A 21,577-nucleotide genomic window follows, 5' to 3' on the forward strand; every position below is an offset into this window, starting at 1 on the left:
GCAAATTATCAAAAAGTTCTTGAAGGATTCCCATTCAAATGACCATTTTAAACAAATCCATAATTTCATTAATCGTGCTTCTAAGCGGGTGCACATTGGGTGACAACCTGGAACATAGATATACTAAAGAAACATTCGTTCCTGCTCACATGAGAAATAACGATGTATGTCTTTCCTTACCCATTCAAAATAATGAGACTGTGGTTTCAGCAATCACTTATAACGTTGAAAAACCCTTAGAACAGATTATTTTCCCCTCTGACAAACAACCAAAATCTGGTCTTTTTTGTATTTTGCCCACTGAATTTAAGTTTAAAACGGGCCAGGAGTATCTAACCCAGATCGAAGTGAATATAAGAACAAATGGTGAGGATAAAAAATCCACACGTAAAGCATATGTTTCAACCTTCCAGGTCGTACAAAAAGGCGACAGTTTCAATATTATCCAAACGGCTCATAAATAAAAACGACACCCGTGCTACCTATGTACGGGTTAATTTATTTGCATAGGTTCAAACATTTCTGAGCATACGGCTCATAACTCACAGGCTCAATTGGCCTCAACCGGTTCAGCAGCGTAACGGATTTCAAGCTGATGAGTACGGGGCAAGACAGCATTATAACGAGGTGGCAGCGCGAACACCTGGGTGATAACGTTGTGGAAAAGTGGATGTACTGAGCAGCGCTATATTGGGACAGCAGCAGCGATGTGGCCACATCCGCGCCTTTCATGAGCGCTTCTGTACTGTCGACCAATACGTTGAATAGCGGGTAACCGGGTAACGACGAACCATTAAAGAATCACAAACAAGGCAGGCATAAACCTGCCTTGTTTTTTTGACAAAACGTTAGCTCAGTTTAAAAACGGCTACCGTCTCTTCCAGCAATTGAGACTGCTCTTTAAGCGAATGCGCTGCTGCTGATGCTTCTTCGACTAACGCGGCGTTCTGTTGCGTTACCGTGTCCATCTGCGCAACAGCCTGGTTTATCTGCTCAATACCGCGACTCTGTTCACCGGTCGAGAGCGCAATTTCCGCCATCAGTTCAGAAACCTGCTTAACGGTGCTGATAATGCGTTGCATGCTTTCGCCCGCCTGCGACACCCTTTCGCTACCCAGCAGCACCTGTCGGCCGGATTCCTCAATAAGCTCTTTAATCTCTTTCGCCGCGAGTGACGAACGCTGCGCCAGATTACGAACTTCGCTTGCCACGACGGCAAACCCGCGCCCCTGCTCGCCGGCTCTTGCCGCTTCAACCGCTGCGTTGAGTGCCAGAATATTGGTCTGGAAAGCAATGTCTTCGATTAAGGAGATAATGGTGTCGATTTTGCCAGCGCTGGATTCGATCTCTTTCATCGACATCACTGCTTTTTCAACAATCGTATTCCCTTCCTGCGCGGAGCTGCGCATCGCCGTCGCAAGGGTATTTGCCTGTTGTGTGTTTTCGGAGGTGTGCTTAACCGTTGAAGTCAGCTGTTCCATGCTGGCAGCGGTCTGCCCAAGAGAAGCCGCCTGCTCTTCGGTACGGGCCGAGAGATCGGTATTACCGGCAGCGATTTCTTCTGCCGCATGGGCCACGCTCTGGCTGGAATTACGCACCTGGGCAATGATTTCCAGAAGAGCAAGACGCATTTGCTCCAGCGAACCGAGCATGTCGCCAATCTCGTCTTTAGAACCGTAAACAACAGGAGTATGCAGCTCCCCTGCCGCCATCTTCTGGCAGTGCAAACGTGCGGCATCCAACGGCGAAAGAACACGGCGACGCAGCAGGATAAAGATAGCGACAATGATCAAGGTAAACAGTAAGGCGAAAACACCAATGGTCACCATGCTGTTCACGAAGCGATTCTGCGCGTCGTTGTTAAGGCGCTGGGCGTACTTTTCGCGAAAGGCCAGCAGGTTATCGAGAGTGATTTCAAACTGACGATCAAGCTGCGGGATGGTGGTGCTGACGAGCTGGTTGAAACGCGCCGTATCGTTGTTGCTCGCGGCGTCCATCAACGGTCGCAACCCTTGATCAACATACGTTTGCCAGGCCTGGCTGTAAGGCGCGGAAAGCGCCTCTTCGCCCTCGACAGGTGGCGCAGCCTTGTAGTTGTTGAACGCATCGGTGGCTTTTTGCATCACCGCTTTCGCGCTCTCAAGCGACGCATCCGTTTTCTGTTTGTCGCCCAGGGAGGCGTTAATCATGGCTTCCATCAGACGCACACGCAGTGTGCGGCTATGGTTAATCGGGTCAATAACCGACAGCACGACCCTGATCTCTTTGTTCACGTTATCCAGCGACTGGTTGCTGTGAGTAAGTGACCAAAGGTTAGAAGCCGAGCTGATGAGAAAAATACCAAGTAACAGACTAAAAACGAGAAATGAAAAACGCCTAACTGACATATTTATTACCCAGGGTTGAGGTGATTTCATGAATTTCTGCTCCCTTTGAAAGGAGCATACCGAAGAAAACTTATCGGCAATCTGGCGTTAAAATTTAATTTAAATCACATTACACATTTGAATCAAAGAGTTAGAAAGAAGGTACCTGAGAGAAAGAAAATATGCTTAGGATTCACCAATTTATTCAAACTAACGTTTCAAATATGTCGTTTCAGGAAATGGTTATTCATCCTGGCGATGAACCGAATTTGTTCAAAAAACGCACATTCATGACATCAAATGGAAAGCAGAAAAAGGAATTCATGCGCAGGAGGGGAAATACAGGTACAGGAGGCTGATAATTTAAAAGCACGGAATTCGAAACAGAAGAGGCTTTTCCACCGCTATAAGGAAGAAAAAGAGAATAAAAACGTTAAATTAAACTTCTAACTGTGTTTTCTGATTAAATCATTTTTATACATATCAAAGCGGTGTTTAAAGAGCTTTTCATAATCTTAATCTCCATTTGAGTGCTTATATTCTTAATCAATCACACCAAATAGATATGAAGCATCGACAAGAGGTTATAAAAAACATACCTGAAGATTCATACTATTAAGCCGCCTCACAACGGGACAAAAAATATTGAGTTAATTGCCAATAAGTTCCGCAAAAATGCCATAAACAAAAAAGCCCGCTTTCGCGGGCTTAATATTTCTAATATTCAGCAGGAACTAAATCTTATTCCCACTCAATCGTAGCTGGCGGTTTACCACTGATGTCATACACCACGCGGGAAATACCGTTCACTTCGTTGATGATGCGGTTGGAGACGCGGCCGAGGAAATCGTACGGCAGATGCGCCCAGTGTGCGGTCATAAAGTCGATGGTTTCTACTGCACGCAAAGAAACAACCCAGTCGTATTTACGACCGTCGCCCATCACGCCCACGGAGCGAACCGGCAGGAACACGGTGAAAGCCTGGCTCACTTTATTGTAGAGATCGGCTTTATGCAGCTCTTCGATAAAGATCGCATCCGCGCGGCGCAGCAGGTCGCAATACTCTTTCTTCACTTCGCCCAGCACGCGAACACCGAGGCCCGGCCCCGGGAACGGGTGGCGGTACAGCATGTCGTACGGCAGGCCCAGTTCCAGACCAATTTTACGCACTTCGTCTTTGAACAGCTCACGCAGCGGTTCAACCAGCCCCATCTTCATCTCTTTCGGCAGGCCGCCCACGTTGTGGTGAGATTTAATAACGTGCGCTTTACCGGTTGCCGAAGCAGCGGATTCGATCACGTCCGGGTAGATGGTGCCCTGCGCCAGCCATTTCACGTCTTCCAGCTTCAGTGCTTCTTCGTCGAACACTTCCACGAACACGCGGCCGATGATCTTACGTTTTGCTTCCGGATCGTTCTCACCGGCCAGTGCGGCCAGGAAACGGGATTCCCCTTCAACGTGAACAATGTTCAGACCGAAGTGGTCGCCAAACATGTCCATTACCTGCTGAGCTTCGTTCAGACGCAGCAGACCGTTATCAACGAATACGCAGGTCAGATTTTTGCCGATAGCACGGTGCAGCAGCATCGCGGTCACTGAAGAATCCACGCCGCCGGAGAGGCCGAGGATCACTTTGTCATCGCCAACCTGCTGGCGGATGCGCTCAACGGCGTCATCAATGATTTTTGCCGGCGTCCACAGCGCTTCACATTCGCAAATGTCGCGCACGAAGCGTTCCAGCATACGCAGGCCCTGACGGGTGTGGGTCACTTCCGGGTGGAACTGCACGCCGTAGAAGCGTTTTTCTTCGTTCGCCATGATGGCGAACGGGCAGCTTTCGGTGCTGGCTACGGTGACGAAGTCAGACGGGATCGCCGTCACTTTGTCGCCGTGGCTCATCCACACATCCAGCAGCACTTTGCCTTCTGCGGTCAGCGAATCTTCAATGCCGCGAACCAGCGCGCTGTCGGTCTGTACTTCAACCTGCGCGTAGCCGAATTCACGCTCGTTAGAACCTTCAACGTGACCGCCGAGCTGCATCGCCATGGTCTGCATGCCGTAGCATACGCCAAGCACCGGCACGCCAGCTTCGAACACATATTGTGGTGCGCGCGGGCTGTTGTCTTCAGTGGTGCTTTCCGGGCCGCCGGAGAGGATGATGCCGCTTGGATTGAAGTCGCGGATCTGCGCTTCGGTGACATCCCACGCCCACAGTTCGCAGTAAACGCCCAGTTCACGCACGCGGCGCGCAACCAGTTGGGTGTACTGAGAACCAAAATCGAGGATAAGAATACGATGTTTATGAATGTTGTCCGTCATTGACGTTACTTCCGAGGCAAGTTACGAAAGCGCCCGGTGAGAACACCGGGCGCGAAAATCATTAAGAACCCATGCGGTAGTTCGGGGATTCCTTGGTGATGGTCACGTCGTGAACGTGGCTTTCCTGAATGCCCGCGCCGCTAATGCGCACGAATTCCGCTTTGGTGCGCAGGTCGTCGATAGTACCACAGCCGGTCAGCCCCATACAGGAGCGCAGGCCGCCCATCTGCTGGTGAATGATCTCTTTCAGGCGGCCTTTGTAAGCCACGCGGCCTTCGATACCTTCCGGCACCAGTTTGTCGGCGGCGTTATCGCTCTGGAAGTAGCGGTCAGAAGAGCCTTTGGACATCGCGCCCAGCGAGCCCATGCCACGGTAGGATTTGTAAGAACGGCCCTGGTAGAGTTCGATTTCGCCCGGGGATTCTTCGGTCCCGGCAAGCATCGAGCCAACCATCACCGCGGCAGCGCCTGCGGCGATGGCTTTGGCGATGTCGCCAGAGAAACGGATACCGCCATCGGCAATAACCGGAATACCGGTGCCTTCCAGCGCTTCAACCGCGTCGGAAACGGCGGTGATCTGCGGAACGCCCACGCCAGTCACGATACGCGTCGTACAGATGGAGCCAGGGCCGATACCGACTTTCACCGCGCTGACGCCAGCTTCTGCCAGTGCGCGAGCACCTGCGCCAGTTGCGACGTTACCGCCGATGATTTGCAGATCCGGGTATTTAGCACGGGTTTCGCGAATGCGCTGCAGCACACCTTCGGAGTGACCGTGAGAGGAGTCAATCAGCAGCACGTCCACGCCAGCGGCAACCAGCGCGTCAACGCGCTCTTCGTTGCCCGCGCCGGCGCCAACCGCGGCGCCAACGCGCAGTTGGCCCTGCTCATCTTTACAGGCGTTTGGTTTACGTTCAGCTTTCTGGAAATCTTTAACGGTGATCATGCCGCGCAGGTGGAAGCTTTCGTCAACAACCAGCGCTTTCTCAACACGTTTTTCGTGCATTTTAGCGAACACAACTTCGCGGGATTCACCTTCACGTACGGTGACCAGGCGCTCTTTCGGCGTCATGTACACGCTAACAGGCTGGTTCAGGTCGGTGACGAAACGCACGTCACGACCGGTGATGATGCCAACCAGTTCGTTGTCGTTGTTCACCACCGGGTAACCGGCAAAGCCGTTACGTTCGGTCAGCTCTTTCACTTCGCGCAGGGTGGTGGTCGGCAGAACGGTTTGCGGGTCTTTAACCACGCCGGATTCATGTTTCTTCACGCGGCGAACTTCTTCCGCCTGGCGCTCAATCGACATGTTTTTGTGAATAAAGCCAATGCCGCCTTCCTGTGCCAGGGCAATTGCCAGGCGCGCTTCCGTCACGGTATCCATCGCCGCAGAGAGCATAGGAATGTTCAGGCGAATGGTTTTAGTGAGCTGCGTGCTCAAGTCGGCAGTATTCGGCAGAACGGTGGAATGAGCGGGAACGAGGAGGACGTCGTCAAACGTCAGTGCTTCTTTAGCGATACGTAGCATGGGCAATATCTCTGACCTGGGGGGTTAAATATTGCCGTGGCATTATACAGAGCGTAACCGATTGCATCCACACTTTTTTAAGAAAAATACTTGCCATCCCCTCGTTTCGGGTTACTATCGAACGAATAACTTGCTGATTTAGAATTTGATCTGGCTCACATGTCGTCGTTCCAATCCCCCTCAATTTTTACGGTTAGCCGCCTTAATCAGTCGGTGCGCTTACTGCTGGAACGCGAACTCGGCCAGGTGTGGATCAGCGGGGAAATCTCCAACTTTACCCAGCCCGCTTCCGGTCACTGGTACTTCACCTTAAAAGACGATACCGCCCAGGTGCGCTGCGCGATGTTCCGCAACAGCAACCGCCGCGTCACGTTTCGCCCGCAGCACGGCCAGCAAGTGCTGGTACGCGCCAATATCACGCTGTATGAACCGCGCGGCGAATACCAGATTATTGTCGAGAGCATGCAACCGGCTGGTGAAGGTTTGCTGCAACAGAAGTATGAGCAACTTAAAGCTAAGCTCGCGGCCGAAGGGCTGTTCGACCAGCAATTCAAAAAACCGCTGCCCTCGCCCGCCCATTGCGTTGGTGTTATCACGTCTAAAACCGGCGCCGCGCTGCACGATATTCTGCATGTACTGAAACGCCGCGACCCGTCACTGCCGGTGGTGATTTACCCGACTGCAGTACAGGGCGAAGATGCGCCCGCGCAGATTGTGCGCGCCATTGAGCTGGCTAACGCCCGCGAAGAGTGCGACGTACTGATTGTTGGTCGCGGCGGCGGTTCGCTGGAAGATTTATGGAGCTTTAACGACGAGCGCGTGGCGCGGGCAATTTTTGCCAGCCGCATTCCGGTAGTCAGCGCCGTTGGGCATGAAACCGATGTGACCATTGCTGATTTTGTTGCCGACCTGCGCGCGCCAACGCCCTCTGCGGCGGCGGAAATTGTCAGCCGTAACCAGTTGGAGCTGCTGCGCCAGGTTCAGGCGATGCAACAGCGTTTAGAAATGTCGATGGATTACTATCTGGCAGGCCGTAGTCGCCGTTTTGCCCAGATACACCATCGTCTGCAACAACAGCATCCGCAACTGCGTCTGGCGCGCCAGCAAACTGTGCTGGAACGCCTGCAACAGCGCATGCACAACGCGCTGGATAATCAGTTAAAACGCGCTTCCGTGCGCCAGCAGCGCACAGTACAGCGTCTGAATCAGCAAAATCCGCAGCCGCGTATTCACCGGGCGCAAAGCCGCATTCAGCAACTGGAATATCGTCTGAGCCAGAATATTCGTGATCGCCTGAGCGGCACACGTGAACGTTTTGGTACGGCAATCACTCACCTTGAAGCGGTCAGTCCGCTGGCAACGCTGGCGCGTGGCTACAGCGTAACCACAGCAATCGACGGCAAAGTGCTGAAACAGACCAAACAGGTAAAAGCGGGCGACAAACTGACCACGCGGCTGAACGACGGCTGGGTAGAGAGTGAAGTCAGTGCCGTTACGCCCGTGAAAAAAACGCGCCAACGTAAATCCTCTTAATTAGCGCGCTCAATAAATCAGACGAACCTATACTTTTTGTTGTTCTTTTTTGTTTTATCAAGGAGATCAACATGAATGCACGTCATCCGTACAGTGTTATCCCGCCTTATATCCTGCGCCGCATTATCGACAATGGCTCTGAACTTCAGCAACGCTGCGCCCGCCAGACCTTAACGCATGTACAAACGTTGATGGCGCACAGCCACGGCAAAGTCGATGCGCCGCTGGTCACTTCGCCCGGCGAACTGGTACGCGATATTTATGACGCTCAACAAAAAGAGACATTGCCCGGTGAGCAGGTACGCTATGAGGGCCAGCCACCGACGGGTGATGTCGCCGTCACCGAAGCGTACGACTACCTGGGTGTCACCCATGATTTCTTCTGGCAGGTTTATCAGCGCAACTCGCTGGATAACCAGGGGCTAATTCTCAGCGGCACCGTGCATTACGGCAAAGATTACCAGAACGCTTTCTGGAATGGTCAGCAGATGGTGTTTGGCGATGGTGATGGCGAGATCTTCAACCGTTTTACCATTGCTATTGACGTGGTAGCGCATGAACTGAGCCACGGCGTCACAGAAACGGAAGCCGGGCTGATCTATTTTGAACAAGCTGGCGCATTAAATGAGTCATTATCCGATGTGTTCGGTTCGCTGGTAAAACAGTACCACCTGCAGCAGACGGCGGATCAGGCGGACTGGATCATTGGCGAAGGCTTGCTGGCAAAAGGCATTCATGGCAAGGGGCTGCGTTCGATGTCGAAGCCGGGAACGGCTTATGACGACCCGTTATTGGGTAAAGATCCGCAGCCTGCGCATATGAAAGATTTTATTAAAACGCGTGAAGATAACGGCGGTGTGCATCTGAATTCCGGCATTCCTAATCGGGCATTTTACCTGGCGGCAACCGCTATAGGCGGCTATGCATGGGAAAAAGCCGGATACGCCTGGTATGACACGGTGTGTGATAAGTCACTGGCGCAAAATGCTGACTTCGTCACCTTCGCCAAATTCACCATCAAACATGGCGAAAAACGGTCCGGCAAGAAAGTCGCCGCTGCTATCGAACAGGCGTGGAAAGATGTCGGAGTTTTATGATGAACGAACCCGAATTAACCGACGACGCGGTAGTCGAGTTAGCCCGTGAAGGCGGGCTGGCTTACATTCCTAAACTGAGCGGCGCGCGAAAAATCGTCATCGCCCAACTCAGTGCGGAGCAGCGCCAGCGGCTGGTGGACATCTTGCACCAGACGCTCCCGCTCGCTGAGCCGCCAGGCCAGCCGGACTCTCCGGGCAGCGGCGATCAGCGCTTCTACCGTTTGCAGATAACCTGGACCGCCCAGCAAACGGATGTGCTGCTGCTTATCCCGGAAAGCAAAGCGCCACCGTCGTTTGTCGAACTGTGGCGCGAAGGGGAAGACTGTATTTGCAAACCTTAGAGCAGCGTAAACTCGACGCGTTTTTTCGAAATCAGCCCGTGGCCGTGCTGGCAGAAAAAGTCCACCGCGCCACAGGCTTTTAACACTTCCAGAGGCTGGTGGCACTCCGGGCAATGTGCTTGTACTTCAATGTCTTTGCCGCAGCCGTCGCAGTGAGCATGTGTTCCCACTACTTGCAGCGGGTTATGGCAAGTCGGGCAGGTAAGTTCCATAAGGCGCTCCTTAATTTTTCACGGCGTTTATCATACACCGCTGGCGACAAAAAACTCGCCTGCAGACGGGTTAAGTGCCGCGTCAGGTTTGGTTTGCTATTCGCCCACCATCACGAAGCGGGAGCTCTCGAATGCCTGATAAACCCGCTGAGAAGAAAATGCCGGGAATGTCGCCCGTTGCGCTGCGGTTTTCAGCGCTGCACAGTACGCTCTATTCCCTTCCCTCGTCTCGATATTGTTCAGTTTGCCATCATAGGCAAATTCCATATGTAAGCGGCATTTTTTCCCTTTCCATTCAGAACGATCGGCAAGCCGTGATTCGATAGCGTTTTTTATCGCGCGGGCCTGTTTCCCGTACTCATCCTGATCGGTAAAGCGCCCTGAGTCGCAACTACCAAGCGCAGTGGTTTTATGGCAACCGGAGGGGTGAAGCGGTGTGCAACCTGTCATTACACTGCCCAGCAGTATTAACAGTAAAACCTTCTTCATTTCATATCCCTTTTGAAATTATTTATTGAAGCCAGTTATTAACCCGTTGTTTTTATAGCTAGAAAGAGTGTACTGCTATCGACAGGCTGAAACAGCACCTGAATTTTGTAGGTGAGCCAATTCTGGCAAACAAAAAACCCGCCAGGCGGCGGGTTTGAAGCAAGTGATTACTTACTCTTTTTAATGTGTTTAATCAGGCGCTTACGTTTACGCATCTGGTTCGGGGTCAGGGTGTTACGTTTTTCAGCAAACGGGTTTTCCCCTTCTTTGAACTGAATACGGATTGGCGTACCCATCACATCCAGCGATTTGCGGAAATAGTTCATCAAATAGCGTTTGTAAGAATCCGGCAAATCTTTTACCTGATTGCCGTGGATCACCACAATCGGCGGGTTATAACCACCAGCGTGGGCATATTTCAGCTTCACGCGACGACCACGCACCAGCGGCGGCTGATGATCTTCTGCCGCCATGTTCATAATGCGGGTCAGCAATGCGGTACTGACACGGCGGGTGGAGCTGTCATAAGCTTCGCGAACGGATTCAAACAGGTTGCCAACGCCGCTGCCGTGCAGCGCAGAAATAAAGTGAACGCGGGCGAAATCAATAAAGCCCAGGCGGTAATCCAGCGTCTCTTTCACCTGCTCTTTCACTTCCTGGCTCAGACCGTCCCATTTATTGACGACGATAACCAGCGAGCGACCGCTGTTAAGAATAAAGCCGAGCAGCGATAAATCCTGATCGGAGATACCTTCACGGGCATCAATAACCAGCAGCACGACGTTTGCGTCTTCAATAGCCTGCAGCGTTTTGATAACCGAGAACTTTTCTACCACATCGGTGATTTTGCCGCGTTTACGCACACCAGCGGTGTCGATAAGTACGTACTCACGCTCATCGCGCTGCATTGGAATGTAGATGCTGTCGCGCGTGGTGCCCGGCATGTCATACACCACCACGCGCTCTTCACCGAGAATGCGGTTAGTCAGAGTGGACTTACCGACGTTCGGACGCCCGACAATAGCCAGTTTGATCGGCAGATCCTGCGGGTTGAAATCGTCTTCCGGCTCTTCTTTCTCGCCGTTTTCGTTAGCTTCGAACTGCGCCCAGTATTCGGCGTCTTCATCCACCTCTTCCGGCGGGTTGAGCTCGTCCATCCACGGCATCAGCACATGTTCAAGCAAGCTGGTCACACCGCGCCCGTGGGAGGCGGCGATAGCGTGGATTTCACCCAGACCGAGGGAGTAAAAATCGGCCGTTGCCTGATCCGGATCCAGACCGTCGGTTTTGTTCGCCACCAGGAAGGTCGGTTTTTCGCGTGAACGCAGATGTTTGGCAATGGCCGAATCGGCAGGCATCAGCCCCGCGCGCGCATCGACCATAAACAGCACGACATCAGCTTCTTCAATCGCCAGCAGCGACTGTTCCGCCATGCGCGTTTCCACGCCGTCTTCGGTGCCATCGATACCGCCGGTATCGATACAGATAAATTCGCGGCCTTCAACTTCAGCACGACCGTACTTACGGTCACGAGTCAGACCCGGGAAATCCGCCACCAGCGCATCACGGGTGCGTGTTAAACGGTTAAATAGCGTGGATTTTCCAACGTTAGGGCGCCCGACAAGCGCGACCACAGGTACCATGTTTAAAGCCTCATTACAGAAAATTCATTAGCAAAACGTCGCGGATTGCGCGCCGTTTTAAAAACAGGAAAACGGCTCCTGCAACAGGAGCCGTCTTCAGGAACGACAAACCCGACGCGCTTAGCGCGAAAGGGCGTACACTGTGCCGTCTTTCGCCTGGATCAGCAGTTTGCCACCGGCAACCACCGGCTCGGTCAGGAAACCGGAGCTGTCGACTTTCTGTTGCGCGACAAAACGCCCGTCTTCGACGTTAATCCAGTGCACGTAGCCTTCGCTATCGCCTGTCACAATGTAACCATTATACAACGCCGGAGCGGTAAGGTTACGGTGCAGCAGGTCACTTTGCGTCCACAGGGTTACGCCACCGTCGGTAGTCAGCGCCAGAATACGATCGCTCTGGTCAATCATATAGATGCGGTTACCATCAACCACGAAATCGCTCACTGAGCCCAGCTCGCGTTTCCACATAATCTGGCCGCTACGCAGATCGAGCGCTGTCATGTTGCCGTTATAGGCCAGCGCGTAAACCACGTTGCCAACAACAACCGGCGTGGTATCGACATCACTCAGACGATCGATCTCTGTCGGGCCATTAGCCTGGGAGATGCGCTGCTGCCAAATCATCTGGCCCTGCTGCATCAATACCGCACTTACGCGACCGTTATCACCGCCGACAATGGCAGCGCCAAAGGCGGTAGTCGGAGCGGATTCACCGCGCAGAGAAAGCGCAGGCATATCAAGGTTGACGGTCCATTTGGTTGCGCCATCGCTTTCGTTCAGCGCCTGCAACTGACCGTTGCTGGTGTGGATCAGCACTAAACCGTCGCTCACTACCGGGCGAGAAAGCGCTTCGCCAGCGACTTTCGTTTTCCACGCCTGCGAACCATCGCTGGTGTTCAGTGCGTAAACCTGCGCTTTTTCGCTGCCCACATAAACATGGCCACCGGAAACGGTCACACCGCCAGAAAGCAGTGCAGCGCGAGTGGAGAACCAGCCATCTTTTTCAGCCAGGTTAACCGACCAAATTTCATGCCCATCTTCAATGCTAACCGCTTTCACCACACCGTGACGATCGGCGGCGTAAACCACGCCATCAGCAAAAGCCGGATGCAGGTTAGAGTAGAAGTCACCAATACCGTTGCCCACGGAGGTGCTCCATGACGTGGTCGGGGTGAACTGGTTTTCAACCACCGGCAACGGGGACATTTTGACAACATCTTCTTCGCTGTTAAACAGGGAACAGCCGCTCAAAAGCGTGACGGAAAGCAGCCCTGGCAGAAGTAATTTACGCAATTGCATCGGGTCCCTCTTAGATGGACAAATTATTGATTTTCATCTGCATCATTTCACTCAGCGCAGGAGAAGCATTGTTTTTAATGCCGTTTTCCCATGCGGTGCGCGCACCTTGTTTATCGCCTTTGCTCAGCAGTGCTTCGCCACGCAGATCGGCAACAATCGCTGACCAGCTTTCCGCTTTGACAGCATCCAGCGTTTTCAACGCAGCGTCTTGTTGCTTTTGCTGTACCTGAATGCGCGCCAGACGCACATTGATTATCGACTTGAGATTTTCATCATTCGTCGCAGCCAGCCCTTGCTGCAGCTGAGCGGCGGCTTTATCCAGCTCGTTCTTTTCAACGTATTGCTGCGCCAGCTCCAGCGACGCCAGCGCGCCGTAGGTGTTTTTGTTGTCAGCCGCGAATTTTTCCGCCGCGGTGAACGACTCTGGTTTGTCCGCCGAAAGCGCGGCAACCGCGTTTTCATAAGCCTGTGAAGAGGCTCTCGCTGTGTCCGCCTGATGGCCGTTCCAGTAGCGCCAGCCAACCAGCGCACCAATACCCAAAACGACGCCAACGGCCAGCGCTTTACCATTCTCGGCAAAGAAGCGCTTAATCGCGTCTACCTGGTCGTTTTCGTTTTCGTAAATTTCCACGCAGTCCTTCTCCTTAACGATAATTCACCGGGGAGATTAGCCCAGTAGTGTGCGCAAATGCGCCGCAACGCTCTCCTGCGTTACCGTACTCTGCTCACCAGAGCGTAAATCCTTCACCACAACATTACCGTCGGCAATTTCAGTTTCACCGAGCACCAGTGCGACGCGAGCGCCCCACTTGTCCGCGCGGGCAAATTGCTTTTTAAAATTGCCGCCGCCGTGGTTCATCATCAGCCGTACGCCAGGTAACGCATCGCGCACCTGTTCACCCAACTGCATAGCAGCGGATTGCGTATTGGCGCCAGACGCCACCAGGTATATATCGACAACGGATTCTGCTTTAAATTCCGGATTAACTGCCTGAACTAACAAAACAAGTCGTTCAAGACCCATTGCGAAGCCAACCGCCGGGGTCGCACGACCGCCAAGCTGCTCAACCAGGCCGTCATAACGACCACCTGCGCAAACGGTGCCCTGCGCGCCAAGACTGGAGGTTACCCACTCGAAAACAGTGCGGTTGTAGTAGTCCAGACCGCGCACCAAACGCTGGTTCACCGTATAAGCGATACCCGCCGCATCAAGGAATGCGCAAAGACCTGCGAAGTGTTCGCGGGACTCGTCATCAAGGTAATCACCCAGTTTCGGTGCATCGTTCAACAACGCCTGAATGTCCTGGTTTTTGGTATCCAGTACGCGCAGCGGGTTGGTATACATACGACGCAGGCAGTCTTCGTCCAGCTTATCTTTATGCTGCTCAAGGAAAGCCACCAGCGCATCGCGATAGGTCGCGCGCGCTTCAAGAGAGCCAATAGAGTTGAGTTCAAGGGCAACGTGCGAAGCAATGCCCAGCTCGCGCCACCAGCGTGCGGTCAGCATAATCAGCTCGGCATCGATATCCGGCCCTTGCAAACCAAACACTTCCACACCCAGCTGATGGAACTGACGGTAGCGCCCTTTCTGCGGACGCTCGTAGCGGAACATCGGCCCAACGTACCACAAGCGCTGCTCCTGATTGTACAGCAGACCATGCTCGATGCCGGCGCGTACGCAGCCCGCGGTACCTTCGGGACGCAATGTCAGGCTGTCGCCGTTGCGATCGTCAAAGGTATACATCTCTTTTTCAACCACGTCGGTCACTTCACCGATCGCGCGTTTGAACAGCGGGGTCTGCTCTACAATCGGCAAACGGATTTCACTGTAACCGTAGCTGCCGAGCACGTTTTTTAAAGTGCCTTCAATGCGCTGCCAGATGGCGGTTTCGCCAGGCAGATAATCGTTCATGCCGCGAATGGCTTGAATATTTTTTGCCACGTTTATTCTCTTTATTAATACAAAAAATGAACCCTCAGGGCCGCGACGAACTGCGGGTCGCGCCGGGCGGGTTCATCATACACGGGAAGCCAGCCGCTTCCCAGCAACCTTATTTTTCTACCTGTTGCACATCGATACGACGCGCTTCATCCAGCATTGATGCTTTCGCGCGAATACGCGCTTCAAGCTGGCTAATCATATCGCTGTTATCCAGGCGGTCTTTGCGCACACCATCTTCGTACAGGCCGCTTTTCTTGTTGCCGCCGGTCACACCCAGCGTGGAAACAAGCGCTTCGCCTGGGCCATTTACCACGCAACCGATAATGGAGACATCCATCGGCGTGATGATATCTTCCAGCCGCTGTTCAAGGGCGTTGACCGTACCGATAACGTCAAATTCCTGGCGGGAACAGGTCGGACAGGCGATAAAGTTAATGCCGCGCGAGCGAATGCGCAGCGATTTCAGGATATCAAAACCGACTTTGATCTCTTCCACCGGATCGGCAGCCAGCGAAATACGCAGCGTGTCACCAATGCCTTCTGAAAGCAGTAAGCCCAGACCAATTGCAGATTTGACCGCACCTGCACGTGCGCCACCGGCTTCGGTGATGCCAAGATGCAGCGGCTGATCGATCTGTTTTGCCAGCAGGCGATAGGATTCAACAGCGAGGAATACGTCCGACGCTTTCACGCTGACTTTGAACTGATCGAAATTCAGGCGATCGAGATGATCGACATGACGCATGGCGGATTCGAGCAGCGCTTGCGGCGTTGGCTCGCCATACTTTTCCTGCAGATCTTTTTCCAGCGAACCGGCGTTAACACCAATGCGAATCGGGATATTTTTATCGCGCGCACAATCAACAACGGTGCGAATTCGCTCTTCGTTGCCGATATTGCCGGGGTTAATGCGCAGGCAGTCAACGCCATATTCGGCGACTTTCAGCGCAATGCGATAGTCAAAATGGATGTCCGCAACCAGCGGGACACTCACTTGCTGTTTGATCAACTTGAATGCTTCCGCCGCGTCCATGGTCGGGACGGAGACGCGGACGATATCCGCGCCGACGCGCTCAAGCGCTTTGATTTGATTGACCGTAGCTTCAACATCCGTGGTACGGGTGTTTGTCATGGACTGTACGGCGATGGGCGCGCCATCGCCAATGGGCACATTACCAACGTAAATCCGTTTCGATTTCCGACGCTGAATCGGGGCCTGGTTATGCATGAAAAATCTCCCGCGTTGCCCGTCTGTTACTGTGCTGCTGATTGTTCGGCATTGAGGGTCAGACGCGCAACCTGGTTAGTTCTGATAAAACGGCTCAGATCGACAGGTTTACCCTGATACTGAATCTGAACGGCTGACGGCGCGCCAATTTTCAGCTTATATGGCGCCTGGCCGGTTAAATTGAGCGTGGCGTCTTTACGTTGCAAGCCACTGAATAATTTCTTCCCGGTGGCATCGCTCACTTCCAGCCAGCAATCGGCAGTAAAGTTCATCACCAGTGCATTAGTATCTGCTTGCGCACCTGCGACACCGGCCTGGCTGGTCGGGAGCTGTGCAGTATTCGCTGGAGCGGCAGGCTGCTGCATGGCGTCGACATTCGCCTGCGACGGTGCAACAACGGCGTTCTGGTTTGCGGTAGTAGCAGGGGGTTGCGGCGCGCTGGCGGCTGGTGTTTGTGCCGTCGCCGACGGGGCTGGCGCTTCAACAGGCGTGCCGGAATTATCAACCGGGTCTGCTGCAGCCGTGTCGTTATTCAGCGGTACGCTTTGCGCGTTGTTGTTGCCCGCGTTCAATTCCGCAGAAGATTGATCGGCCATGTTGGTGATCTCTTGCTGCTGCGCTTTGTGGTTATCCCACCACCATGCGCCTGTCAGGCCGATTGCGACCAGAAACACCAGCCAGGTGATAAAACTCATCATCCAGCCACCGCGTTTTTTACGCGGTTTGCCTAAAGCAAAAGTCTGCATTGGCGCAACTTTCGCCGCTCTGACCGGCGCTTGTTTTTCAAGAATCGGCAGCAGCTCTTCTTCAGGGATGTGCACAAGGCGGGCATAGGAGCGGATGTAACCGCGTACAAAAGTCGAAGCCAGATCGGCGGGGGACCTGTCCTCTTCGATATCGCGTACCGTGGAGACCTTCAGGCACAAGCGCTCTGCAACCGCTTGCTGGCTGAGTCCAAGTTGTTCACGGGCGTTGCGCAGACGTACGCCAGTGGTTTGTGCTTCATTTTGGTCGTGAGTGGCTTCAGTATTCATTCGCTACAACTACTGGTACGTGAAAATTAAACATTCAGGCGCGCATAACCGCAATGCCTACACGCGCCGCGAAAAAACCGGGTCGGTTAAACCTGGCCCACAGTATAGGACTGTCAGGCTCGTCATAACAGAACAGCTTTCAGCACTTTTTGCTAAACCATTGTTCCATCACTACATACTGCCTTAAAGTCAGGAGAAACGCACCGTAATTATTAATGGCCTGTATATGTACAGGCCAAATAGTCGACATTTTCACAAAATGCAGCATATTCTTCGCGCTGCAACTTATGATTATAGTGCCTTGATCTCAATAGGCTCGCCCTGCATACGCTTACGCATCGTACGTTTGGTACGGTCAATCACATCGCCCGCCAGCTGTCCACACGCGGCATCGATATCATCGCCACGCGTTTTACGCACGATAGTGGTGAAACCATAACTCATAAGCACTTTACAGAAGCGATCGATACGGCTGTTAGAGCTGCGGCCATACGGCGCGCCCGGGAACGGGTTCCATGGGATCAGGTTAATCTTGCACGGTGTATCTTTCAGCAACTCCGCCAACTGGTGCGCATGTTCAGTGCCATCGTTGACATGATCCAACATCACATATTCGATGGTCACGCGGCCCTGGTTAGCGTTGGATTTTTCCAGATAACGGCGAACGGCGGCGAGGAAAGTTTCGATGTTGTACTTTTTGTTGATCGGTACAATTTCATCGCGAATTTCGTCATTTGGCGCATGCAGAGAGATAGCCAGCGCAACGTCAATCATATCGCCAAGTTTATCCAGCGCCGGAACCACGCCGGAGGTGGAGAGCGTTACGCGACGTTTGGAGAGACCAAAGCCGAAATCATCCAGCATAATCTCCATCGCCGGAACGACGTTGGTCAGGTTGAGCAGCGGCTCGCCCATGCCCATCATCACCACGTTGGTAATGGGGCGGCTGCCGGTGACTTTCGCCGCGCCGATAATTTTCGCCGCGCGCCACACCTGGCCGATAATTTCCGAAACGCGCAGGTTACGGTTAAAGCCCTGCTGAGCCGTGGAGCAGAATTTGCACTCCAGCGCGCAACCTACCTGGGAAGAGACGCACAACGTCGCGCGATCCTCTTCAGGGATGTAGACGGTTTCAACGCGCTGATCGCCCACGGCAATCGCCCACTTGATGGTGCCGTCGGAGGAACGTTGTTCTTCCACCACTTCCGGCGCACGAATTTCGGCGACTTCTTTTAATTTGTTGCGCAGCACTTTGTTGATGTCGGTCATCTCATCAAAGTCGTCGCTGCAATAGTGGTACATCCACTTCATCACCTGATCGGCGCGGAAGGGTTTTTCGCCTAAGTTTTTGAAAAATTCACGCATCTGCTGACGGTTTAAATCCAGCAGGTTAATTTTTGCATCTTTGTTTGGCACCGTGAGAGCGTCGTTCTCAGGCATGACAATTTGTTCAGTCATAATGTATTCCGGCCTCGTTATTACACGTTGTGGCCCGTGGAGGGTTAAAAAGAAGCGCCCCAGGAAAGCATCGGCTCATCCTGGGGCGCAGCATTGTACAAATTCTGACGCACAGATACCACGTTTGCACGCGGCTTTTCACAAATTAAAGTGTAAACCTCGTTACACGTTTAACGAGTGATTAACGAGTGCGCGGGCACACTTCGCCTTCGGCGAAGAAGTAGGCGATTTCACGCGCAGCGGATTCAACGGAGTCAGAACCGTGGGTGCCGTTCTCGGTGAAGCTGTCTGCGTAATCAGCACGCAGCGTGCCTGCCAGCGCGTTAGCCGGGTTGGTTGCGCCCAGCAGGTCACGGTGACGCTGCACCGCGTTTTCACCTTCCAGTACGGAAACCACGATCGGGCCGGACGTCATGAACTCAACCAGACCGTCAAAGAACGGGCGACCTTCGTGCTCGGCATAGAAACCGCGCGCCTGCTCAACGGTCAGGTGCAGCATTTTGGTGCCGACAATTTTGAACCCTGCCGCTTCAAAGCGAGAGAAGATGCTGCCAATAACGTTTTTTGCCACCGCGTTCGGTTTAATGATGGAAAAAGTACGTTCAATAGCCATGTTTACCTCTGTAAGTTGTTCTGTTGCCCTGAATAGGTGTGGCGCGGATTATAAAGAGCAATACGGGCGTTGCCTATGGATGAAGGTAACATTTTTTTAAAATGAGACTATTTTTAGCAACACTCCCCGCCAACAGCGCCATTTCATTGGTTATTGCACCGCAAACTGTACTGTCGCTATCTGCCCTGCGTCATCCATAACCAATAACTGATACTCCCCGCTTTTATCAAGTTTCAGGCTCAATAAGTTGTTATGCGAGGCTAACGGTTCGCCATTCAAAAACCACCAGCGACTGCCTTCGCCGCCGCTGCTTTGTAGCGGCAGCAAGGCAAACGCCTGGCCGGGTATGCGTCTGATAACCGCACCTTCACGCACGCCGCTTAATAACAGTGGCGGCGGTGCGTTATCGTCACGAGGCGGGCAGCGTTTATCCGCCGCTGGTAAACGGGCTGCGCGGCGTTCACCGGCAGGTAACCACGGCTCCAGCGGTAGCGGCCAGGCAATCCATGTTTTCTGCTGCGCATCCGGGCAATCTGCGGCAACCCTGCGCCCCTCTTTATTCAGCCAGATCGGGAAATTGATCCCGTGCCCGCCTTCCTGCTCCGGCAATAGCAACGTTGGCGGCTGGCTACCGTCCAACAGCCAGGTGGTAAGTCGACGGCGACAATTGTTGTCGCCAGGCGGTAAGCTTTGCCCGCCCGGCCAGCAGATGACGCCGCTGCTGACCGTTTGCGGGCGCGGGTCGCGCGGCAGTCTCGCCTGTTCAAGCGCTGAGCGCGGCTGCAACAGATTATTGACCTGGTTAAGTAACGGCACCGCGCTGGCAAAACCGAACTGCCCGGCAACGGGCGTGCCGTCAGGTCGGCCCGTCCAGATGCCTATCACGTAGCGGGCATTAATCCCTATCGCCCAGGCGTCGCGATAGCCATAACTGGTACCGGTTTTCCACGCCAGCGGCACCACCTGCGGCAACGCTTCGTCGGGCACCGGTTGTGCTTCTCCGGCGAGAATGCGGCGAATAATCCACGCCGCGCCCGGCGACATCAATCGCCGCTCCATCAGCGGGGCCTTGGGGGTCAGCCGCAGGCTTCCCGCTTTCCCCTCACGGGCAAACGCAGTATAAGCGGCTGCGATATCTTCCAGCCGCGCACCCGCGCCGCCAAGGATGAGTGACAGATTTGGTTCCGCCCCGGTCGGCAAAATCAGCGGCAAACCAACGTTACGCAGATTTCCGGCAAATTTTTTCGGCCCGTAGGCTTCCAGCACCTGCACCGCCGGTAAATTAAGGGAGCGTACCAGCGCTTCATTCATGCTTACCGGGCCATGGAAACCACTGTCAAAATTACCGGGCCGATAATCGCCCACCCGGCGCGGCACATCCTGTAACAGTGAGGCCGGATGAATCAGCCCTTCATCCAGCGCGAGGCCATAAATAAAAGGTTTTAACACCGAGCCCGGCGAACGAACGGCGCTAACCATATCCACATGGCTGAAACGGCTGTCGTCATTGATATCCACGGAGCCAACCCAACCGCGCACTTTCATATCCGTGTGGTCAACGACGATTATCGCCAGCGAGCTGCGCGCTGGCAGGCGGCTTTTCACATTTAACGCCAGATCTTCAAGCTGACGTTGCAGGCTGGCATTCAGCGTGGTGGTGATTTTCAGTGCCTTGCTTTCACCAAGCATCCGCCGGGCGAATAGCGGTGCCAGTTGCGGCATCTGACGCGGCGCCAGCCAGACCGGCTCCTCGCGGGACTCCGCCACCTGCGTTGCCGACCACACCTTTTGCGACACCATGCGCTCCAGCACTTTGTCGCGCGCGGCCTGCGCACGTTGCGGCCAGCGATCCGGACGTAAACGGCTGGGTGCCTGCGGCAAAACCGCTAACAGCGCCGCTTCGGAATAGCTGAGTTTCGCAGGCGGTTTACCTAAATAAGCCCAACTCGCTGCGCCCACGCCCTGCAGCGTGCCGCCAAACGGCGCGCGGTTCAGATAAAGGGTGAGTATTTCACGTTTTGAGAGGTGCCACTCCAGTTGCAGCGCCCGCCACAGCTGGCGTACCTTGCCGCCGAAGGTGCGCGGATGCGGATCGAGCAGGCGAGCAACCTGCATGGTCAGCGTGCTGCCACCGGAAACGACATGGCCGGAACGCAGATCCTGCCAGGCTGCGCGCGCAATCGACAGGGGATTCACCCCGGGATGCGCCCAGAACCAGCGATCCTCATACTGGATCAGCGCCTGCAGATAGTGGGGCGATACCTCTTCGATAGTGACCGGGTAGCGCCAGATACCATCGGCATCGGCAAAGCGCCACAGCGGCGTACCGTCTTCGGCCACCACCACCCGCGCCGGATCAACCTCGCTCAGCGGCAGCGGCCAGATCTTGTCGGCAGCCATAACGCCCAACACCAACAGCAGCGGAACACCCACCAGCCAGCGCCAGCGGGTGCGTATCAGACGTACGATCCTCAC

General features: G+C 54.0%; 18 protein-coding genes. 4 read left to right on the forward strand and 14 right to left on the reverse strand.

The features are described 5' to 3' along the window. The first annotated feature begins 38 nt into the window (after positions 1 to 38). Entirely contained in the window at positions 39 to 464 is a 426-nt protein-coding gene (locus DFO56_RS14815; protein WP_045510383.1) for a putative T6SS immunity periplasmic lipoprotein, read from the forward strand. A gap of 384 nt (positions 465 to 848) precedes the next feature. Here the strand turns inward: DFO56_RS14815 and DFO56_RS14820 are convergent, their stop codons facing one another. The 3 genes from DFO56_RS14820 to guaB all read right to left on the reverse strand — a co-directional run bounded on the left by DFO56_RS14820 (position 849) and on the right by guaB (position 6,213). After that, the gene (locus DFO56_RS14820) at positions 849 to 2,387 is read right to left on the reverse strand and encodes a methyl-accepting chemotaxis protein (RefSeq protein WP_045510386.1); all 1,539 of its coding nucleotides are present in this window, start codon (positions 2,385 to 2,387) and stop codon (positions 849 to 851) included. A gap of 720 nt (positions 2,388 to 3,107) precedes the next feature. Further along, positions 3,108 to 4,685, reverse strand: a complete 1,578-nt coding sequence (gene guaA, locus DFO56_RS14825; protein WP_020454704.1) for a glutamine-hydrolyzing GMP synthase — start codon at positions 4,683 to 4,685, stop codon at positions 3,108 to 3,110. Positions 4,686 to 4,746: 61 nt separating this feature from the next. Next, positions 4,747 to 6,213, reverse strand: a complete 1,467-nt coding sequence (guaB, locus tag DFO56_RS14830; RefSeq protein WP_045510389.1) for an IMP dehydrogenase — start codon at positions 6,211 to 6,213, stop codon at positions 4,747 to 4,749. A gap of 159 nt (positions 6,214 to 6,372) precedes the next feature. Here guaB and xseA point away from each other — a divergent pair, with 159 nt between their 5' ends. From xseA to DFO56_RS14845, 3 genes are all read left to right on the forward strand, one after another. Beyond that, complete coding sequence (gene xseA, locus DFO56_RS14835) at positions 6,373 to 7,746, forward strand: exodeoxyribonuclease VII large subunit (protein WP_045510392.1); 1,374 nt, start codon at positions 6,373 to 6,375, stop codon at positions 7,744 to 7,746. Positions 7,747 to 7,817: 71 nt separating this feature from the next. Further along, positions 7,818 to 8,843, forward strand: a complete 1,026-nt coding sequence (locus DFO56_RS14840; RefSeq protein WP_045510395.1) for a M4 family metallopeptidase — start codon at positions 7,818 to 7,820, stop codon at positions 8,841 to 8,843. Further along, positions 8,843 to 9,184, forward strand: coding sequence for a protealysin inhibitor emfourin (locus DFO56_RS14845; RefSeq protein ID WP_044489702.1), 342 nt, complete (start codon positions 8,843 to 8,845; stop codon positions 9,182 to 9,184). The genes DFO56_RS14840 and DFO56_RS14845 overlap by 1 nt, the downstream gene beginning before the upstream one ends. On the opposite strand, the gene DFO56_RS14850 is transcribed toward DFO56_RS14845, so the two are convergent. The 11 genes from DFO56_RS14850 to pbpC form a co-directional block, all read right to left on the reverse strand. Then, positions 9,181 to 9,396 carry a zinc ribbon domain-containing protein gene (locus DFO56_RS14850; protein ID WP_020454708.1) on the reverse strand — a complete coding sequence of 72 codons (216 nt, stop codon included), beginning with the start codon at positions 9,394 to 9,396 and terminating at the stop codon, positions 9,181 to 9,183. The genes DFO56_RS14845 and DFO56_RS14850 overlap by 4 nt on opposite strands. Before the next feature lie 96 nt (positions 9,397 to 9,492). Next, positions 9,493 to 9,885 carry a cell envelope integrity TolA C-terminal domain-containing protein gene (locus DFO56_RS14855; protein ID WP_045510398.1) on the reverse strand — a complete coding sequence of 131 codons (393 nt, stop codon included), beginning with the start codon at positions 9,883 to 9,885 and terminating at the stop codon, positions 9,493 to 9,495. Between the two features lie 167 nt (positions 9,886 to 10,052). Then, positions 10,053 to 11,528, reverse strand: a complete 1,476-nt coding sequence (gene der, locus DFO56_RS14860; protein ID WP_020454710.1) for a ribosome biogenesis GTPase Der — start codon at positions 11,526 to 11,528, stop codon at positions 10,053 to 10,055. A gap of 120 nt (positions 11,529 to 11,648) precedes the next feature. Continuing rightward, positions 11,649 to 12,827 carry an outer membrane protein assembly factor BamB gene (gene bamB, locus DFO56_RS14865; RefSeq protein WP_020454711.1) on the reverse strand — a complete coding sequence of 393 codons (1,179 nt, stop codon included), beginning with the start codon at positions 12,825 to 12,827 and terminating at the stop codon, positions 11,649 to 11,651. A 10-nt stretch (positions 12,828 to 12,837) separates the two neighbouring features. Next, the gene (locus tag DFO56_RS14870) at positions 12,838 to 13,458 is read right to left on the reverse strand and encodes a YfgM family protein (protein ID WP_017458990.1); all 621 of its coding nucleotides are present in this window, start codon (positions 13,456 to 13,458) and stop codon (positions 12,838 to 12,840) included. Positions 13,459 to 13,494: 36 nt separating this feature from the next. After that, a complete protein-coding gene (gene hisS, locus DFO56_RS14875) occupies positions 13,495 to 14,769 on the reverse strand; it encodes a histidine--tRNA ligase (protein ID WP_045510408.1) in 1,275 nt (424 codons plus the stop codon). A 109-nt stretch (positions 14,770 to 14,878) separates the two neighbouring features. Beyond that, positions 14,879 to 15,997 carry a flavodoxin-dependent (E)-4-hydroxy-3-methylbut-2-enyl-diphosphate synthase gene (gene ispG / locus DFO56_RS14880; RefSeq protein ID WP_017458992.1) on the reverse strand — a complete coding sequence of 373 codons (1,119 nt, stop codon included), beginning with the start codon at positions 15,995 to 15,997 and terminating at the stop codon, positions 14,879 to 14,881. A gap of 26 nt (positions 15,998 to 16,023) precedes the next feature. After that, the gene (rodZ, locus tag DFO56_RS14885; RefSeq protein ID WP_045510411.1) at positions 16,024 to 17,031 is read right to left on the reverse strand and encodes a cytoskeleton protein RodZ; all 1,008 of its coding nucleotides are present in this window, start codon (positions 17,029 to 17,031) and stop codon (positions 16,024 to 16,026) included. A gap of 291 nt (positions 17,032 to 17,322) precedes the next feature. Then, positions 17,323 to 18,489, reverse strand: coding sequence for a bifunctional tRNA (adenosine(37)-C2)-methyltransferase TrmG/ribosomal RNA large subunit methyltransferase RlmN (locus DFO56_RS14890; protein ID WP_045510414.1), 1,167 nt, complete (start codon positions 18,487 to 18,489; stop codon positions 17,323 to 17,325). A gap of 181 nt (positions 18,490 to 18,670) precedes the next feature. Next, positions 18,671 to 19,102 carry a nucleoside-diphosphate kinase gene (ndk, locus tag DFO56_RS14895; RefSeq protein ID WP_017458995.1) on the reverse strand — a complete coding sequence of 144 codons (432 nt, stop codon included), beginning with the start codon at positions 19,100 to 19,102 and terminating at the stop codon, positions 18,671 to 18,673. Positions 19,103 to 19,252: 150 nt separating this feature from the next. Then, positions 19,253 to 21,577 carry a peptidoglycan glycosyltransferase PbpC gene (pbpC, locus tag DFO56_RS14900; RefSeq protein WP_045510417.1) on the reverse strand — a complete coding sequence of 775 codons (2,325 nt, stop codon included), beginning with the start codon at positions 21,575 to 21,577 and terminating at the stop codon, positions 19,253 to 19,255.

The sequence above is a fragment of the Kosakonia sp. AG348 genome, from assembly GCF_003337365.1.
Taxonomy (GTDB): domain Bacteria; phylum Pseudomonadota; class Gammaproteobacteria; order Enterobacterales; family Enterobacteriaceae; genus Kosakonia.

Bases quoted from the DNA above. Each gene is read 5' to 3' on its own strand.
- DFO56_RS14815 (WP_045510383.1), top strand. From the start codon at position 39: ATGACCATTTTAAACAAATCCATAATTTCATTAATCGTGCTTCTAAGC.
- DFO56_RS14820 (WP_045510386.1), bottom strand. From the start codon at position 2,387: ATGTCAGTTAGGCGTTTTTCATTTCTCGTTTTTAGTCTGTTACTTGGT.
- guaA (WP_020454704.1), bottom strand. From the start codon at position 4,685: ATGACGGACAACATTCATAAACATCGTATTCTTATCCTCGATTTTGGT.
- guaB (WP_045510389.1), bottom strand. From the start codon at position 6,213: ATGCTACGTATCGCTAAAGAAGCACTGACGTTTGACGACGTCCTCCTC.
- xseA (WP_045510392.1), top strand. From the start codon at position 6,373: ATGTCGTCGTTCCAATCCCCCTCAATTTTTACGGTTAGCCGCCTTAAT.
- DFO56_RS14840 (WP_045510395.1), top strand. From the start codon at position 7,818: ATGAATGCACGTCATCCGTACAGTGTTATCCCGCCTTATATCCTGCGC.
- DFO56_RS14845 (WP_044489702.1), top strand. From the start codon at position 8,843: ATGAACGAACCCGAATTAACCGACGACGCGGTAGTCGAGTTAGCCCGT.
- DFO56_RS14850 (WP_020454708.1), bottom strand. From the start codon at position 9,396: ATGGAACTTACCTGCCCGACTTGCCATAACCCGCTGCAAGTAGTGGGA.
- DFO56_RS14855 (WP_045510398.1), bottom strand. From the start codon at position 9,885: ATGAAGAAGGTTTTACTGTTAATACTGCTGGGCAGTGTAATGACAGGT.
- der (WP_020454710.1), bottom strand. From the start codon at position 11,528: ATGGTACCTGTGGTCGCGCTTGTCGGGCGCCCTAACGTTGGAAAATCC.
- bamB (WP_020454711.1), bottom strand. From the start codon at position 12,827: ATGCAATTGCGTAAATTACTTCTGCCAGGGCTGCTTTCCGTCACGCTT.
- ispG (WP_017458992.1), bottom strand. From the start codon at position 15,997: ATGCATAACCAGGCCCCGATTCAGCGTCGGAAATCGAAACGGATTTAC.
- rodZ (WP_045510411.1), bottom strand. From the start codon at position 17,031: ATGAATACTGAAGCCACTCACGACCAAAATGAAGCACAAACCACTGGC.
- DFO56_RS14890 (WP_045510414.1), bottom strand. From the start codon at position 18,489: ATGACTGAACAAATTGTCATGCCTGAGAACGACGCTCTCACGGTGCCA.
- ndk (WP_017458995.1), bottom strand. From the start codon at position 19,102: ATGGCTATTGAACGTACTTTTTCCATCATTAAACCGAACGCGGTGGCA.